Annotated in this window: 17 protein-coding genes; 8 read left to right on the top strand and 9 right to left on the bottom strand. The window is 59.0% G+C overall.

Going from position 1 to position 17,345, the window contains the following annotated elements; translation table 11 throughout:
• The 7 genes from AC1DV6_RS17875 to AC1DV6_RS17845 all read right to left on the bottom strand — a co-directional run.
• On the bottom strand, positions 1–920 hold a 920-nt coding region (locus AC1DV6_RS17875; protein WP_477979854.1), incomplete at its 3' end, for a retention module-containing protein.
• 90 nt (positions 921–1,010) lie between these two features.
• On the bottom strand, positions 1,011–1,652 hold the full coding sequence (locus tag AC1DV6_RS17870) for a response regulator transcription factor (protein ID WP_477979852.1): 642 nt from the start codon (positions 1,650–1,652) through the stop codon (positions 1,011–1,013).
• Positions 1,649–3,061, bottom strand: a complete 1,413-nt coding sequence (locus tag AC1DV6_RS17865; protein WP_477979850.1) for an HlyD family type I secretion periplasmic adaptor subunit — start codon at positions 3,059–3,061, stop codon at positions 1,649–1,651. The genes AC1DV6_RS17870 and AC1DV6_RS17865 overlap by 4 nt, the downstream gene beginning before the upstream one ends.
• Entirely contained in the window at positions 3,061–5,235 is a 2,175-nt protein-coding gene (locus AC1DV6_RS17860; RefSeq protein ID WP_477979848.1) for a type I secretion system permease/ATPase, read from the bottom strand. Before AC1DV6_RS17860 ends, AC1DV6_RS17865 begins: the two co-directional genes overlap by 1 nt.
• A 3-nt stretch (positions 5,236–5,238) precedes the next feature.
• Entirely contained in the window at positions 5,239–5,562 is a 324-nt protein-coding gene (locus AC1DV6_RS17855; RefSeq protein WP_477979846.1) for a hypothetical protein, read from the bottom strand.
• A gap of 17 nt (positions 5,563–5,579) precedes the next feature.
• Positions 5,580–6,707, bottom strand: coding sequence for a tRNA 2-thiouridine(34) synthase MnmA (gene mnmA, locus AC1DV6_RS17850; RefSeq protein ID WP_477979844.1), 1,128 nt, complete (start codon positions 6,705–6,707; stop codon positions 5,580–5,582).
• Positions 6,708–6,814: 107 nt separating this feature from the next.
• Positions 6,815–7,828, bottom strand: a complete 1,014-nt coding sequence (locus tag AC1DV6_RS17845) for a hypothetical protein (protein WP_477979842.1) — start codon at positions 7,826–7,828, stop codon at positions 6,815–6,817.
• A 189-nt stretch (positions 7,829–8,017) separates the two neighbouring features.
• Here AC1DV6_RS17845 and AC1DV6_RS17840 point away from each other — a divergent pair, with 189 nt between their 5' ends.
• From AC1DV6_RS17840 to AC1DV6_RS17820, 5 genes are all read left to right on the top strand, one after another.
• Entirely contained in the window at positions 8,018–9,145 is a 1,128-nt protein-coding gene (locus AC1DV6_RS17840; protein ID WP_477979841.1) for a Re/Si-specific NAD(P)(+) transhydrogenase subunit alpha, read from the top strand.
• Positions 9,146–9,172: 27 nt separating this feature from the next.
• Entirely contained in the window at positions 9,173–9,493 is a 321-nt protein-coding gene (locus AC1DV6_RS17835) for an NAD(P) transhydrogenase subunit alpha part 2 (RefSeq protein ID WP_477979840.1), read from the top strand.
• A complete protein-coding gene (locus tag AC1DV6_RS17830) occupies positions 9,490–10,926 on the top strand; it encodes an NAD(P)(+) transhydrogenase (Re/Si-specific) subunit beta (RefSeq protein WP_477979839.1) in 1,437 nt (478 codons plus the stop codon). Before AC1DV6_RS17835 ends, AC1DV6_RS17830 begins: the two co-directional genes overlap by 4 nt.
• A 102-nt stretch (positions 10,927–11,028) precedes the next feature.
• The gene (locus AC1DV6_RS17825; protein ID WP_477979838.1) at positions 11,029–12,702 is read left to right on the top strand and encodes a long-chain-fatty-acid--CoA ligase; all 1,674 of its coding nucleotides are present in this window, start codon (positions 11,029–11,031) and stop codon (positions 12,700–12,702) included.
• Positions 12,703–12,866: 164 nt separating this feature from the next.
• Positions 12,867–13,610, top strand: a complete 744-nt coding sequence (locus tag AC1DV6_RS17820; RefSeq protein WP_477979837.1) for a 5'-methylthioadenosine/adenosylhomocysteine nucleosidase — start codon at positions 12,867–12,869, stop codon at positions 13,608–13,610.
• Between the two features lie 50 nt (positions 13,611–13,660).
• On the opposite strand, the gene corA is transcribed toward AC1DV6_RS17820, so the two are convergent.
• The gene (corA, locus tag AC1DV6_RS17815; protein ID WP_477979836.1) at positions 13,661–14,650 is read right to left on the bottom strand and encodes a magnesium/cobalt transporter CorA; all 990 of its coding nucleotides are present in this window, start codon (positions 14,648–14,650) and stop codon (positions 13,661–13,663) included.
• 387 nt (positions 14,651–15,037) lie between these two features.
• Between corA and hpf the strand changes: the two genes are divergently transcribed.
• The 3 genes from hpf (at position 15,038) to hprK (ending at position 16,896) form a co-directional block, all read left to right on the top strand.
• The gene (gene hpf / locus AC1DV6_RS17810; RefSeq protein ID WP_477979834.1) at positions 15,038–15,367 is read left to right on the top strand and encodes a ribosome hibernation-promoting factor, HPF/YfiA family; all 330 of its coding nucleotides are present in this window, start codon (positions 15,038–15,040) and stop codon (positions 15,365–15,367) included.
• An 88-nt stretch (positions 15,368–15,455) separates the two neighbouring features.
• Positions 15,456–15,923: a PTS sugar transporter subunit IIA gene (locus tag AC1DV6_RS17805; RefSeq protein ID WP_477979832.1), complete on the top strand. Its 468-nt coding sequence runs from the start codon at positions 15,456–15,458 to the stop codon at positions 15,921–15,923.
• 22 nt (positions 15,924–15,945) lie between these two features.
• On the top strand, positions 15,946–16,896 hold the full coding sequence (gene hprK, locus AC1DV6_RS17800) for an HPr(Ser) kinase/phosphatase (protein WP_477979830.1): 951 nt from the start codon (positions 15,946–15,948) through the stop codon (positions 16,894–16,896).
• Positions 16,897–16,899: 3 nt separating this feature from the next.
• Here hprK and fur read toward each other — a convergent pair whose 3' ends face one another.
• A complete protein-coding gene (gene fur, locus AC1DV6_RS17795; protein ID WP_477979828.1) occupies positions 16,900–17,337 on the bottom strand; it encodes a ferric iron uptake transcriptional regulator in 438 nt (145 codons plus the stop codon).
• Positions 17,338–17,345 lie beyond the last annotated feature (8 nt).

Below are 17,345 nucleotides of genomic sequence, written 5' to 3'. Positions count from 1 at the left end.
GCATTGGAATAGGAGCTGGGGTTGACCGAGACCGAGCCAGTGCCTTCAAAGCCTGCAGTGGCTGTGAAAGTGGCAGTCCAGACCAAAGGATTGGCAGTGGCCGTGAGGCCCGTGACCGTGCCATTGGCGACGGTGATGTCGCCAGCGGTAAAGCCCACCGGCGCTTCCGAGAAAGTGAAGGTGACAGAGGACGTGGTATCGGCCTGGTTCAGGCTGGTGTCCACGATATTGACGACCACGGAAGGTGTTGGACTGGGCGTGGGTACCGGCGCAGGTGTTGGTACGGGTGTCGGTGCCGGAGTAGGTGTTGGCGTCGGTTCGGGGGATGGGGTTGGCGTGGGTGTAGGTACTGGCGTTGGTGCAGGCGCAGGCGTCGGTGCCGGAGTAGGTGTTGGCGTCGGTGTAGCTGCGCTGCCAGTTTCCGGCGCGAAGGTTGGGCTTTCGGGCGGTGGCGGCGTAGTGCTGTTGTCGCGGGCCAAGGCCAATGGTGAGGTGGATTCGGTAACACGTGTCAGACGCACGAAATCATGCGCATCACTGCCATCACCACCGGTCAAGCCGACAGCCGTGGCGTCCAGCTCGGCAGACAGGTCGCCAGTTCCGGCGAGGATGTTGGCAATGGTGGATGCGCCACTGTTGAGGTCTTTCAGAGCCGCATTGGTGGCATCGAGCGGAGGCGCGGTGCCCAGCAATGCGTCGTTCAGCAGCAGCAGGCGTTCCGCGCTGACCGCCAGAATTTCGCCATTGGGCAGCGAGACTTCGATCTGCGTGTCGCCATCGGTGGCGAGCGTCTGGCCTTCCTGCACCGCGTCACCTACGTGCAGGTCGCGTGTGCTGCCGTCTGGATTGATGATCCACGCGTGGCCACGCAGCATCGTCACTACACCACGGGCTTGAACGGGAACCTGATTGTCGGCCATGAGAACTCCAGAAGACGGCATACTTTGATGCTCTGACTCTAGGGGGTGGCTGGCAGCTTGCCTATTGTCCTCAAGTACAGGTTATGTGAGCTATTGCACGATTCCGTGCACCTTCAGGGTCAGCTGGAGGCGATCCACCACCCCCAGTTTTTCAAAAACAGCACTCAGATGTGCTTTGACGGTGCGCTCCGAAATGCCGCAACGTGCGGCAATTTCCTGGTTTGTGGCGCCTTTTGCGGCCATTTCGGCAACTTCTGACTCGCGCGGGGTTAGCGGTGTGCGCCAATCACTGGTCTGGCTCTGCGCTAGCGTGGCGGCCCGGTTGGCGCTGTGGATCAGGCGCTGCATCAGGACTGGGCCGATCCAGATATGGCCCGTGGCGACGACCTGGGCAACTTGCTGCAGGATGGCGGTCTGGGCGTAGGCGTGACAGTAGCCGGCGCATCCCGCATCCAGCGCTGCAATCGCAGCATCATCGTCAGGGTTGGAGGCGGTAGCAACCAGGCGCAAGCCCGGTTGCTGCAGCACCATTTGCCACTGCGGGTCGCTCCAGCCGGGCAGACCCCGCAGGGCAGTGTCGAGCCAGACGATGCCCGCGCCCGAGCGGACGCGTAGCAACAGGTCGGCAAAGCTGCCGACCACTTCAATGGGGTAGGTGTGCAGGGCTCTTTGCCAGTGGACCTGCAGACCGAAGTCCTGCGTGACCAGAATGCACGGCAGTGAGCCACTCATCGTTCGGTCAGTGCCTTCGCCTTGGCTCGCAAAATGGGTTTCATCAGATAGGACAACACCGATTTTTTCCCGGTCAGGATGTCCACTTCGGCGACCATGCCGGGGATGATGGGCAACTGTTGTGCACCGATGGTGCTGGACAGCGTGCGTACCCGCACAAGGAAGTAGGCGTTGCCCTTTTCGTCCACCACGCTGTCAGCGCCAATCTGCTCCAGCGTTGCTTCCAGCCCGCCGTAAACCGCAAAGTCGTACGCAGTGAATTTGACCAGCGCCTTTTGCCCGGGTCGCAAAAAGGCGATGTCACGCGGCAGCACCCGCGCCTCCAGCAGCAAGGCGTCATCCGACGGCACCAGCTCAATCACGTCTTTGCCCGGCTGCACTACGCCGCCTACGGTATTCACCTTGAGTTGTTTAACTGTGCCATTCACGGGCGAGCGGATTTCGGTCTGTTTGACCCGGTCTTCCAGCCCCGCGCTGCTCTCGGACAGCGAGTTCAGCTTGGCATTGGTTTCGCTCAGTTCGCTGCGCGCCAGGTTGCGGAATGTCAGTTCCACTTCCTGGATCTTGCGATTGGCTTCCAGAATGGCCGACTCCAGTCGAGGAATGTCCGAGCTGGCGCTGTCACGCTCGCCTCGGTAGCGCGCTACATCGCGCTCCAGGCGCAGCAGCTCTACGTCCGAGACTGCTCCGGACTTGGCCAATGGGCGCGTCATCTCCAGCTCGCGTGCTGTCAGCGTGAAGCTCTGGGCCGCTTGTTCGCGCTTGGCGCGCACCGATATCAACTCTTGCGAGCGCTGGGCCGATTGCTGGCGCGCTACGCCGACGGTGGCGTCCAGTTCGGCCCGCTTGGATTCGTACAAGGCGCGTTCGGCCTCAACAATTTCAGGCGACTGTTCCATCACCTCGGGCGGCGGCACAAAACGCGAGCCCTCGGCCAGGGCGCGCAGCCGTGCAGCTTTGGCCAGCAGTGACAGGTACTGTGACTGGTTTTCGCGCAACGAAGAGACCATGCGTGTCGGGTCCACCTTGAGCAGGAGCTCGCCCACTTTGACTATCTGGCCTTCGCGCACCAGGATTTCGGAGACGATGCCACCATCCAGGCTTTGCAAAATCTGGATTTGGCGGGAAGGAATCACCTTTCCTTCTCCGCGCGTTACTTCGTCCAATTGAGCTAGCGCGGCCCAGAGCAGCATGACCAGCGCCGCAACCAGACTCAGCCAAATCAGAACGCGTGCACCGCGGGGCGTTTGCTCGGCAATCGCCCAATCGGCATTGGTGTCGAAGTCGCCATCCTTGAGTTGTTCGCGCCCCAGCACGGCCAGCAGGCCGCGGTCTATCCAGCGTGAACAGAACGCGTAAAAGCGTTGCCACCGGGCCAGAACGCGGGCTTTGAACGCAGGGCGGTCCATCAGCTGGCCCTCCCAATGCGGCCGCTTTGCAGCGCCTCAACCACCTGGGTCTTGGGGCCGTCGGCCATGATCTGGCCGTTATCGATCACGATCAGTCGGTCAATCAATTCCAGCAGCGAAGTTCGGTGCGTGACGAGTACCACGGTCTTGCCAGCGGTGAAGCGACGCAGCCGGGCTTTGAGCGCATCTTCGCTCTGGTGGTCCATCGCGCTACTGGGCTCGTCCAGCAGCAGCATGGGCGCATCGCTCAGCACCGCACGGGCAATGCCTACCGCCTGGCGCTGGCCGCCGGATAGCGATTCGCCGCGCTCGCCGATGGGCATGTCAAAGCCGCGCGGGTGGCGGTTCGCAAATTCGGTGACGCCCGCAATCTCGGCGGCGGCGACGATGTCCTGGTCGGCCGCAAACGGTGCGCCCATCGCAATGTTTTCTTTCAGCGTGCCGTAGAACAGGCTGACGTCTTGCGATACGAAACCGGTGGCGCGGCGCATCTCGGCCGGGTCGATTTGGCGCAGGTCGATCCCGTCGATCAGGATCGCGCCTTCAGTGGGCTGGTGCAGGCCCAAAATCAGACGCTGAATGGTCGATTTGCCGGATCCAACTCGCCCAATGAAAGCCACTTTCTCGCCGGCGTTGATCTTGAACGAGACTTTGTTGAGCACGGTCTGTTGCTGGCCTGGGTAAGCAAAGCTGACGTTCTTGAATTCGATCGTGCCCTGGAAGCCATTGCGGTGCAGGAAGGGTGCGTCATCGCTGCGTTCAGGCGCCATGCGCATATAGGTGGCCACCGACTCCAGGCCGCTCTTGGCACTGTGGTACTGCAGCAGAAGACCTGCAACTTGGCCGAACGGCGCCATCGCGCGTCCGGCCAGCATGGAGGCGGCAATAATCGCGCCCATGCTGATCTGGTTGGCCATCAACAGGTAGACGCCAACGATCACGACCAGCACGCTGACCAGTTGCTGCAGCGACTGGGCAAAATTCATTGTGGCGCTGGAGAGCAGCTTGAGCTTGGAGTTGTGTTGCGCCAGAAACACTGTGGATTGTTCCCATTTTCGTTGGAACACACTCTCGGCCACCATGTACTTGATGGTTTCAATGCCGACCAGGCTTTCCACGAGGTTGGCGTTGCGCTGCGACGCAGCGCGCTGCGTCAGCTCGACCAGCTCCTGCATCTTGTGCTGCACCACCAGCGAGGCGATCAGCAAAATCACAATGCAGACCACAGGCGGCAACAGCAGCCACGGCGATATCCACAGAATGGCGATGAAGAAAACCAGTACAAACGGCAGATCGACCAGCGTGGTGATCGAGGCCGAGGCCACAAAGTCCCGCACCGACTCGAACGCGCGCAGATTGGCAGCGAAAGAACCGACCGATGCGGGCCGCTGTGCCATGCGCAGGCCCAGCACCCGCTCCATGATGCGCGACGACAGCGTGACATCGATGCGCTTGCCGGCCGTGTCCAGGATGTAGGCGCGCAGCACCCGCAGCACCAGATCAAAGCCCATCATCAGCAACACGCCGATGGAGAGGATCCAAAGGGTTTCTTCTGCCCGATTGGGCACCACGCGGTCATACACCGTCATCGAAAACATCGGCATCGCCAGCGCAAACAGATTCACCAGTAGCGCCGCGAGCAGACTGTCGCGGTACAAGCGCCAGTTTTGCAGCACTACGCTCCAGAACCAATGGCGTGAGGTCAACTGGCCCGTGTGCGGTGTGCGCTGATCAAATCGGAAAACCGGTTTGACAAAGAACACCACGCCCGAATACAGCGCCTGCAGCTCCTCCATTGGTAGCACGTCACCGGATTCACCACCCTCGGGGAAACGAACCCTGGCCGAGCCGTCATCCAGCCATTCCAGCAATACGCAGGCCTGCTTGTTTTCCAGAAGCAGAATGACCGGCAGGAGCCCGGGGCGCAATTCAGCCAGAGGCCTGCGCGCCAGCCGCGCAGTCAATCCGGCTCTGGCGGCAACGCGCGGTAGCAGCGCGGGCGTTACCAGGTTGCTTTCCAGCGGCAGGCCAGCGGAGAGGGCTTCCTGGGTCGTGGAGATACCGAATATTTTGGCAATCGCCACTACGGCGTCGAGCAGCGGGTCGAAGTGCACGCCGTGTTCACCCAATCGCCATTGAGCCGAACGTGGGGGATTGGGTGCGTCGGTGCTCATGCTTCAGAGAACGCCATGGTCGCCTTCCAGCAGATTCAGAGAACCATGCAGTCGGGTGCGCAGCCCTTTGCGCAAGGCCAGTTTCTTCTGTGCCGCCGCGGGCAGGTCCGTGTGGCGAATTACGTTTTTCATGATCAGCGTGTCGATCAAGTCTTCCAGCACCCGCACGAAGTCCGCATCGGCATCACCGAATTCGGGACGTGCGCCAGAGCGACCAAAAAACTGGACCAACTCGGGGTCCATTTCCTCGATCGGTTGGCTGCCCGGCATGGCCTGTCGGCTGACCGTGTCTATGGCGCCTTCCGTATTCCGGATCACGTGGTACATGGATGGAACGTCTCTCTTTATGCAGGAATAGTACCAGCATGGGCCGCGGCAATAACGCCACCACCAAGGCAAACTTCGCCCTGGTACAGCACGGCGGACTGACCTGGCGTGACCGCCCATTGCGGTTCGCAGAAAGTCAGTGCGAAATTGGCGTTGCCATCTGCCATAACAGCGCAGGCTGAGTCCTGTTGCCGGTAGCGTGTTTTAGCGGCCGCTTGTTCAGTGGCCGGTGGAGCGCCCGCGATCCAGGATGTGTCTTGCGCTTGCAGCGACAGCGATTGCAGCCAGGGATGGTCATGCCCCTGCACCACCCACAGCGTGTTGTTTTCCATGTCCTTGCGCGCTACAAACCAGGGCGCATGTTCGCCGCCGCCACGCTGTGCGCCTTTTGCCTTGAGCCCGCCAATGCCCAGACCCTGGCGCTGACCCAGTGTGTAAAACGACAGGCCGACGTGCTCGGCAATGGTCTGGCCCTTGGCATTCTTGATGGGGCCAGGTTCCTTGGAGATATAGCGATTCAAAAACTCCCGAAACGGACGCTCGCCGATGAAGCAGATGCCGGTGGAGTCCTTCTTGCGCGCATTGGGCAGGCCGATTTCCTCTGCAATGCGGCGTACTTCGGTTTTGTGCAGCTCGCCGACTGGGAACAGCGTCTTCGACAACTGGGCCTGATTCAGGCGATGCAGGAAGTAGCTCTGGTCTTTCGATGGGTCCAGTCCCTTCAGCAACTCATGCTTGCCAGTGGCGTCGTTCAACCGTACGCGGGCGTAATGCCCGGTGGCAATTTTCTCGGCGCCGACCGAGATGGCATGGTCCAGAAATGCCTTGAATTTGATCTCGGCATTGCACAGGATATCGGGGTTGGGCGTGCGCCCCGCCTGGTATTCACGCAGGAATTCGGCGAATACCCGGTCTTTGTAGTTGGCTGCAAAGTTGACGTGCTCGATCTCAATGCCCAGCACGTCCGCAACGGCAGCGGCATCGACGAAGTCGATGTTGGAGGAGCAGTATTCACTGTCGTCGTCATCTTCCCAATTTTTCATGAAGATGCCAACGACTTCGTGGCCTTGCTGCTTGAGCAGGTGGGCAGTCACGGCGGAGTCCACGCCGCCACTGAGGCCAACGACGATTCTTTGTTTGGGCATGGCGCCCATTTTACCGTTGGCGGCCCGTTCTGGTTGCAGATAAAAAATAGCCCTATGGCGCGTAGACTGTGCGTAGGCAGCTATGTATTTCGTAGCATTCCGCCTGCTCAGGGACCGCGGTGCACGGCCTTGGTGATGCTGTCACGCACCAACTCTATGCGCTCCTTCCAGGCGCGGCGTGCGTCCGGTGGCATGCCTTTGAAGATCCGGAAGTTACGCAGCGCCGGTTCGTCCTCGGTCCAGTAGTCATCGCGCAGGCCTATCTCCACTTCGCCACCCAGCGAAGCGACGGTGGCCCCCACCAGGTTGGCGTGGATGGTGCGTTTGTCGGCGTGCAAGGTGATGCGTCCGTCGTTCAGCATGTCGATGAACCAGCTGACCCTGCCCTCGGCATCGATGCTTACTTCGGTTGCGGTGCCGGTAAATCCGGCAGCCTGGCGCCATTTCGCGATTTGTAGCGCCGCAAGTTCTTCGCGGTCCTGATCCGTCAGTGGCCCGGTTTCTATTTTGCTGGCCTGCGCCTGGGCCAGTTCTCGTTCGATCTCGGCAGCCTGCGCGGTCTCGGCTTCTTTGCGCGCTTTGGCAATCCGCTCCGCTTCCAGTCTGTGCTCAATCTTTTCGATCCAGACGCGTACCCGCGCCGCAAAATTGTTGAAGCTGACGATGGCGATTTCGGGAACGCGTTCTATGACGAGTTCGGAGCTGTATCCGCCGGTTGCTCCGGGGGCCAGGGATGGCGCATCGGTGGCTCGCAGCCGGATGGTGCAAAACCCCGGGGGTATACGTGCGTCTTGCTCCGGATGGTCATGGGCGGTAGCTTTCAGCACGTCGATTTGCAGACCGGCAGCAAGCACAGATGATTTGAGTGGTGCCAACTGCGTTTGCGCTTCCCCGCCTTCGAGGGGCGTGCGCACCAATCGTCCGGTGCGGGTGGTTACCGCCAATTGCTTGCTGGCGCGCTGTACTTCTATGGAAAAACCGTGGGCCTCAAATCGGAGGCCCCCCGGAACGTCAACGATGCGTGTACGCAAAGTGCGCGCTTGGTACTCAAGATACAGGTAAAGGATGAGGCCGAGCGCCATCACGAGGCCAACGATCAGTACCAGATATTGGAGTTCCATTGATTTCAGCGTTTTCCAACGGCCTTGTTTTTCATACCGCAACCATACTCCAGTCGCTTTGCCAGCCCTGCATCACGGCGGATTATGTGCACTTCTGTCACGATTGTTAGGGGTTTTGGCGGGTCATAGAATGCAAAATGTCATGTAAGCTTGCTGACAGTTTCATAACAAAATTCGAAGGAGCGCCCCATGCTTATTGGCGTACCCACCGAGACGACGGTGGGCGAATCCCGCGTAGCGGCCACCCCGGAAACCGTAAAAAAACTGAAGACCCAGGGTCACAGTGTGCGAGTCCAGTCGGGTGCTGGCGTATCCGCCAGCGTGACTGACGAAGCCTATGTTGCCGCTGGCGCGGAAATCACCGATGCCGCCGGCGCGCTGGGTTGTGACTTGGTGCTCAAAGTGCGCACCCCGTTTGACAACGAAGCCGCGCTGATGAAGACTGGCGCAGCGCTGGTGGGCATGCTCAACCCGTTTGATGCAACGGGCCTGCAACGGTTGGCGAATGCCCAACTGACCTCGTTTGCATTGGAAGCGGCACCCCGAACGACACGTGCGCAGAGCATGGATGTGTTGTCCAGCCAGGCCAATATTGCTGGCTACAAGGCCGTGATGATGGCGGCCGACAAATACCAGCGCTTCTTCCCGATGCTGATGACCGCTGCAGGTACCGTGAAGGCGGCGCGTGTGGTCATCCTGGGTGTAGGCGTTGCGGGTTTGCAGGCGATTGCCACCGCCAAGCGACTCGGTGCCGTGATTGAGGCATCGGATGTACGCCCCAGCGTCAAAGAGCAAGTGGAATCGCTGGGCGGCAAGTTCATCGATGTGCCTTATGAGACCGACGAGGAAAAAGAAGCGGCTGTCGGCGTCGGCGGCTATGCCAAGCCCATGCCACAAAGTTGGCTGGACCGCCAGAAGGCCGAGGTCGCCAAGCGTGTCGCGCAAGCCGATGTGGTGATCAGCACCGCGCTGATCCCCGGCCGTGCCGCGCCCACGTTGATTACGGAAGAGATGGTGCGTTCTATGAAGCCGGGCTCGGTGATTGTGGACATTGCCGCCGGCAAAGGCCCGAATGGCGGCGGCAATTGCCCGTTGTCCGAGGCCGACAAGACCGTCGTCAAACATGGTGTCACCATCATTGGCGAAACCAATCTACCGGCGTTGGTAGCGGCCGATGCCTCTTCGCTCTACGCCCGCAATGTGCTCGATTTCCTGAAGCTGATCGTCAACAAGGAAGGCGCTTTGCACGTCGACCTGGAAGACGACATTGTGGCCGCCTGTCTGATGACGCAGGGCGGCGACGTCAAGCGCAAATAACTTTTCTACCCCATAAGGAGCGACACCATGGAAATGGTTTCCCCCACGATACTGAACCTGATCATCTTTGTACTGGCCATTTATGTGGGCTACCACGTGGTCTGGACAGTGACACCTGCGCTGCATACGCCGCTGATGGCGGTGACCAATGCCATCTCTGCCATTGTGATCGTAGGCGCCATGCTGGCCGCCGCGCTGACCGAAACAACGCTGGGCAAGTCCATGGGCGTGCTGGCCGTCGCGCTGGCTGCCGTCAATGTGTTCGGCGGGTTCATGGTGACGCGCCGCATGCTGGAGATGTTCAAGAAAAAAGAGAAGAAGGCACCTGCCGCAGGAGCTAAAGAATGAGCTTGAACCTCGTCACACTGCTGTACCTGTTTGCCAGCGTTTGCTTTATCCAGGCGCTCAAGGGTCTGTCGCATCCCACCACCTCCATTCGCGGCAATCTATTTGGCATGGTCGGCATGGGTGTTGCCGTGCTCACGACTGCGGCGCTGATCCTCAAGCTGGCGGATCAAATGGGCCAGGACGGCATTGCCGGTATGGGCTGGGTGTTGGGCGCCTTGCTGGTGGGCGGCACGGCGGGCACGCTGATGGCCAAGCGCGTGGAGATGACCAAGATGCCTGAGCTGGTGGCTTTCATGCACAGCATGATTGGCCTGGCCGCCGTATTCATCGCGGTTGCGGCAGTGGCAGAGCCCTGGGCTTTCAGCATCACGACCAAAGGCGGCGCCATCCCGGGCGGCAACCGTATCGAGCTGGCGCTGGGCGCATTTATTGGCGCCGTCACGTTCTCGGGTTCGGTGATTGCGTTTGGCAAGCTCAGCGGCAAATACAAGTTCCGTCTGTTCCAGGGTGCGCCAGTAACTTTCCCGGGTCAGCACAAGTTGAATCTGGTGTTAGGTCTGGCCTCGCTGTTTTTCCTGTTCGGCTTCTGGCATTCACAAAGCGCGATGGACTTCGGCCTGATCCTGGCGCTGGGCTTTGTGATGGGCGTGCTGATCATCATTCCGATCGGCGGTGCCGACATGCCGGTCGTGGTGTCCATGCTCAACAGCTATTCGGGTTGGGCGGCCGCGGGTATCGGCTTCAGCCTGAATAACAGCATGCTAATCATTGCCGGGTCGCTGGTCGGCTCCTCCGGTGCGATCCTCTCGTACATCATGTGCAAGGCGATGAACCGCTCGTTCTTCAATGTGATTCTGGGTGGCTTTGGAGGCGACGCCACGGCTGCGGTGGCCGGTGGCGCGGTGCAGCGCAGCGTCAAGAGCGGTAGCGCCGACGATGCGGCCTTTGTGCTGGGCAATGCCGAGACCGTGGTGATTGTTCCCGGCTATGGTTTGGCGGTCGCGCGTGCGCAGCATGCCGTGAAAGAACTGGCTGCCAAGCTCACCGAAAAAGGCATCACGGTTAAATACGCGATTCACCCGGTGGCTGGGCGCATGCCGGGACACATGAATGTGTTGCTGGCCGAAGCGGAAGTGCCGTATGACCAGGTGTTCGAGATGGAAGATATCAACGGCGAATTCGGCCAAGCCGATGTCGCCATCATTCTGGGTGCGAACGATGTGGTGAATCCTGCCGCACACATTAAAGGCAGCGCCATTTATGGCATGCCCATCTTGGAGGCCTACAAGGCCAAGACCATCATCGTCAACAAGCGTTCGATGGCAGCGGGCTATGCCGGGCTGGACAATGAACTGTTCTACATGGACAAGACCATGATGGTGTTTGGCGACGCTAAAAAGGTCGTGGAAGACATGGTCAAGGCCATCGAATAAAGGTTTTTCGTGGCGCACCCTAGGGAAAACAGGGTGCCCCTGAATCGCCGCAGAGCTGGAAAATAGCGGGTTTGAGAATAATTGGAATCTGGAGACATTGAAATGACTGATCGCGTTTGGCTCAAGAGCTATCCACAAGGCGTGCCTGCCGACATTGATGCGTCGGTGTACCCCTCGCTGGTAGGGCTGATGGAAGAAAGCTTCCAGAAATACGCCAACCGGGTTGCCTACAACTTCATGGGCAAGGACGTCACCTACCGTCAGACCGACAGTCTGAGCCAGGCGTTTGCGGCGTACTTGCAAGGCTTGGGTCTGGTCAAGGGTGACCGCGTCGCCATCATGATGCCCAATGTGCCGCAGTACCCGGTCGCCGTAGCGGCCATCCTGCGTGCCGGCTTTGTGGTGGTCAACGTCAATCCGCTGTACACCCCGCGCGAACTGGAACACCAGCTCAAGGACTCCGGCTCCAAGGCCATCGTGATCATCGAGAACTTTGCCGCCACACTGGAAAAGTGCATTGCCGCGACGCCGGTCAAGCATGTGGTGTTGTGCGCCATGGGCGACCAGTTGGGTTTGCTCAAGGGCACGCTGGTCAACTACGTGGTGCGCCATGTCAAGAAAATGGTGCCGGCCTTTTCCTTACCCGGCGCCGTGCGTTTCAATGCAGCGGTCGCCAAGGGCACGAAGGCGCCTTTCAACAAACCGGCGACCAAGTTCGATGATGTCGCTGTGCTGCAATACACGGGCGGCACGACCGGTGTGTCCAAGGGCGCCGTGCTGTTGCATAGAAACGTGATTGCCAATGTGCTGCAGTCCGAAGCGTGGAACGACCCGGTGATGAAGAAGGTTCCCGCGGGCGAACAACCTACCGGCGTTTGTGCGCTGCCGCTGTACCACATCTTCGCGTTCACGGTCGGCATGATGCTGTCGATGCGCACCGGCGGCAAGCTGATCCTGATCCCGAATCCACGCGATATTCCCGGCGTGTTGAAGGAACTGGCCAAGCACACGATCCACAGCTTTCCCGCAGTCAACACACTGTTCAACGGCCTCGCCAACCACCCTGATTTCAGCAAGGTGGATTGGAGCCATCTAAAGATTTCGGTGGGCGGTGGTACCGCGGTTCAAAGCGGTGTGGCCAAGCTTTGGTTTGACAAGACCGGCTGCCCGATTTGCGAAGGCTACGGCTTGAGCGAAACCTCTCCGTCGGCAAGCTGCAACCCCGTGACCGCAACCGAATACACCGGCACGATCGGCATTCCACTACCCAGCACTTACCTGAAACTGTTGGACGACGATGGCAATGAAGTAGCAATTGGCCAGCCCGGCGAAATCGCCATCAAGGGCCCGCAAGTGATGGCAGGTTACTGGCAGCGCCCCGACGAAACTGCCAAGGTCATGACCCCTGATGGCTTCTTCAAGTCCGGCGACATCGGCGTGGTCGATGAGCGCGGGTACTTCAAGATTGTGGACCGCAAGAAGGACATGATTTTGGTCAGTGGCTTCAACGTGTTCCCGACCGAACTTGAAGACGTGGTTGCACAAATGCCTGGCGTGATGGAATGCGCTTGCGTGGGCGTGCCCGATGCCAAGTCGGGTGAAGCGGTCAAGTTGGTGATCGTCAAGAAGGACCCTAACCTCAGTGAAGAAGATGTGCGCGCCTTCTGCAAGGAAAACTTGACCGGTTACAAGCAGCCCAAGGTGATCGAGTTCCGGGCTGATCTGCCGAAGACGCCAGTTGGCAAGATATTGCGTCGGGAACTTCGAGACAAGTAAGTCATTCTTGGCTTGATGGAAAGCGGTCTTCGGGCCGCTTTTTTATTGGCGGCATTTATCTTGTTGCGCTTGCTCTGGATCATGCGTGTCGGGTACTCTTTTCCGTACGTGTCCCCCGCGCCGTTAGCGGGCGACAGAAAATGAAGTCGCTACGATTACCTGCCATGACCACCCAAAACCCCATAGCCATCCTCAGCGCCCTCGCAGAAGAGCAACAAGGCCTGGTCGACCAACTGCAAACGCCCCGTTGTATTCAACATGCCGGCCGCGATTTCTGGGTAGGCGTTCTCCACAGCCAGCCCGTAGTTCTGGCACTGTCGCGCATTGGCAAGGTGGCAGCTGCAACGACCGCCTCTGCATTGATTTCACATTTTCAGGTTCGTGCCATCGTATTCACCGGAGTTGCTGGTGGTGTGGGTGCCAATGTCCACGTAGGCGATGTGGTCGTGGCCTCCGGGTTTGTGCAGCACGACATGGATGCCTCACCGCTGTTTCCCCGGTATGAGATTCCATTGACAGGGCAGTCAGTGTTTGCCACGGATACGGCCTGGACTGCGCGTTTGCATGCGGCCTGCACAACAAGTTTGGCAGGACTGTCACATGGTGGGCGCAAACCTGTGGCGCACCAAGGCTTGATTGCAACGGGTGATCAGTTTGTCAATGGCGCACAAGAGGTGGCTGGCTTGGTGGGCGACTTGCTTGCGCATGGCCATGCCGTCAGTGCCGTGGAGATGGAAGGGGCTGCCGTCGCACAGGTATGTTCTGACTATGGCATCCCGTTTGCAGCAGTGCGGACGATCTCCGACCGGGCCGATGACTCGGCCCACGTGGACTTCCCTGTGTTTGTGCGCGATGTAGCCAGCGTATATGCCCGCAATATTGTCATGGCGTTGTTGAGGCTGCTATAAATTCAATAGCTGCTCGCGCCAGTATTTCCGGCGCTGCAGCCATTTTCGTTTTAGCGAAGCCAGCCTCTGCGGTGAAAATACCACATTGGTACTACGGCGCTACAGAGCATTAATGCAACTGTGTAAGGATATCCCCAGCTGCCCAAAAACTCCAACTCCGGAAACTTCTGGTTCATGCCGTACACGCTGGCGATCAGGGTCGGCGGCAGCAGCGCAACGCTGGCAACCGAGAAGATCTTGATGATCTTGTTCTGGTTGATGTTGATGAAACCGACGGTTGCATCCATCAAGAAGTTGATCTTGTCGAACAGGAAAGCGGTGTGCGAGTCCAGCGAATCGATATCGCGCAGAATCTGCCGCGCTTCCTCGAACTGCTCGGAGTTCAGCATCTTGCTGCGCATCATGAAACTCACCGCGCGACGCGTGTCCATCACGTTGCGGCGAATGCGGCCGCTCAAATCTTCGTGCCGGGCAATCGCACCCAGCGCTTCACCAGCGATCGCATCGGTCACGTTGCCGGACAGCACTTTCTTGCTGACTTTTTCCAGCTCGTCATAAATGCCTTCCAGCGTATCGGCAGAATATTCGGCATCCGCATCAAACAGCTTCAGCAGCACTTCCTTGGCGTCTTCGATCAGTCCGGGTGCGCGGCGTGCGCGCATGCGCAGCAGGCGGAATACCGGCACGTCTTCGTCGTGGATGGAGAACAGCACGCCCTTGCTCTTAAGGCCATCATTGACCAGATTCAGGATGAACGCAGCGCGTACCGTGCGCGGCTCGTCTTCATCAGCGATCAAGAAGTCGCTGCGGATATGGACTTCGCCGTTGTCTTCGGCGTAGAAGCGCGCGGACTCTTCGATATCCTCATCCATCGCGTCTTCCGGGATAGATAGTCCGTAATACTGTTTGACCCAGCGTTTTTCCTCAACGGTGGGGGATTCCAGATCCACCCAGATGGGCTGGAACTTGGAAAGCTCTTCCAGCGACTCGATCTCTTCCTGGAAGAGACGTCCGTTGGCAAGGGTGAAGATGTTGAGCATGGGCTCACTCCCAAAAATAGGTTTCTGCTGTCGTGATGGTTTGCTTCCAACCCCGATGCAGTCGCTGGGAGTTGAAAGCTACCGACTGGGGTAGTTTTCCAAGGAGCCTTCTCCAAAAATTAAGATGGACGGATTATCGCATTGCGAAAGGACCCCAGTCCCCTATTTGGGGCACGATAAACCGGTAACAGGAGGTAGGAATCCACTTCGTGGAATGGCCGCAAGCAAGCCCCTTCATTTTTGCGGTGCATCACAGAAACCCATTGCAATTGAATTCGAACGGGCGCATAGTGAATTTGCCTGAAAGGTTTAAGACGTTTTTGGTTCCCGGGCCCGTTGCATACCGTGGCGGGCGTTTCTTCCCTTGTGAACAGCAGGAGGTTATCTATGAATTTGACGATCAGCGGTCATCACCTTGAAGTGACACCGGCCTTGCGCAGTTATGTGACAACTAAATTGGATCGCATCGTGCGCCATTTTGATCAGGTGGTGGATGTCAAGGTTCTATTGACCGTTGAAAAGCAGAAGGAAAAGGATCGAAGGCAGCGTGCTGAATGCAATATCCACGTCAAGGGCAGCGACATGTTCGCAGAAAGTGCCCACGAGGATTTGTACGCCGCTGTCGATGAACTGGTGGACAAGCTGGATCGGCAGGTGGTGCGCCACAAAGACAAAGTGCAGGACCACCAGCATGTAGCGCCAAAACGCCTGATGTGAAGGCTGATGTAGCCTTCTTGACTAGAGGCACATCCCCAAACCGCCCCGAGCTGGGCGGTTTTTTTATGTGCATAATCGGCCCCACACCATGAACCGACTCGCCAGCATACTGACCCCTGCGCACGTGCAAGCGCTAGTCGATGTCACCAGCAAGAAGCGCGCTTTTGAAGAAGCCGGCTTGCTGTTTGAGAACCTGCATGGCCTCAGCCGTGCACTGGTCACAGACAGTCTCTTTTCCCGCGAACGCCTGGGCTCCACCGGATTGGGCCATGGCGTAGCCATTCCCCATGGCCGCATCAAGGGACTCAAAGCGCCACTGGCTGCTGTGTTTGAGTTGGCCACGCCGATCGGCTTTGATGCCCCGGACGACCAAGCTGTCAACCTGCTGATTTTCTTATTGGTGCCCGAGGCAGCAACGCAAAGGCATCTGGAAATTCTTTCCGAGATTGCCGAGCTGTTGAGCGATGCTGCGCTGCGTGAGCAGCTCACCAGCACTACTGATTCCGCGCAATTGTTTGCTCTGATCAGCGGCTGGCAGTCAGCCCGTACCAGCTGATTTTCACCACGGCAGGCTCGCTGTGAAACCCACTGTAGTCAGCGCCGATGTCCTCTTTGAGGAATTTCGCGGGCGCCTGAAATGGGAATGGGTTGCCGGGCTGGGCGCCTCCGAGCGGCGCTTTGACGAAGTGGCAGTGCGCGCTGCCCGTTCGGGCGCCGATCTGGTCGGTTATCTCAATTACATCCATCCGTACCGCGTGCAGATTCTGGGCGAGCGCGAAGTTGCCTACATCACCAACGCGACCAGCGAAGATTGCGCCCGCCGTATTGCGCGCATCGTCACGCTGGAGCCGCCGGTGCTGGTGTTGGCCGATGGCCAGACCGCACCGCAGGCCTTGTTGTCGATGTGCGAGCGCGCGCAAATTCCGATGTTCTCGACCAAGGAGTCGTCGGCGTTTGTCATTGACGTGCTGCGCGCCTACCTGTCCAAGCATTTCGCCGACCGCATGTCCATGCACGGCGTGTTCATGGACATTCTGGGCCTGGGCGTGCTGATCACTGGTGAATCCGGTTTAGGCAAAAGCGAACTGGGTCTGGAGTTGATTTCGCGCGGCAATGGCCTAGTAGCCGATGACGCGGTGGACCTGTTCCGGATCAACCAGACCACCATCGAAGGGCGCTGCCCCGAGCTGCTGCAAAACCTTTTGGAGGTGCGCGGCATTGGCCTGCTGGATATCCGAGGCATCTTTGGTGAAACCGCGGTGCGCCGCAAGATGCGCCTCAAGCTCATAGTGCATCTGGTGCGCCGTGAAACCATGGAGCGCGAATACGAGCGCATCCCCTATGAACCGCTGACGCAGGACATTCTGGGAGTGCCCGTGCGCAAGGTGGTGATTCAGGTCGTGGCCGGACGCAATATCGCGGTGCTGGTCGAGGCCGCTGTGCGCAATACCATTTTGCAATTGCGCGGTATCGATACCTACCAGGAGTTTGTGGAGCGCCACCGGCGCGCCATGGAAAAGGGCGGCTGAGGCCTATGACCTGCCGGGTGGCCTATGTGGGCAATCAGTCTTGGTGCAACTGGCGTACAAACTCAAGGCATGGTCGGTGATGGTGAAGCCCTTGGCCTTGGCGACCGCGTGCTGGCGCTTCTCGATTTCGGCGTCGTAAAACTCTTCTACCCGACCGCAATCCAGGCACACCAGATGGTCATGGTGCTGGCCGCTGTTGAGCTCATAGACCGCCTTGCCGCTCTCGAAATGGCTACGGCTCAGGATTCCGGCCTGCTCGAATTGCGTCAATACCCGGTACACGGTGGCCAGGCCCACATCCGAGCGTTCCTGCAGCAACACGCGAAACACGTCCTCGGCGGTCATGTGCCGGTCGCTGCCCCGTTGAAACACCTCCAGGATTTTCAGGCGCGGTACCGTGGCTTTCAGACCGGTGCTCTTGAGTTCATCGATGTTGGTCATGGGTGGTG

This window comes from Rhodoferax sp. P2_H8_2, assembly GCF_056403235.1.
This window is presented reverse-complemented; position numbering and strand designations above follow the sequence as displayed.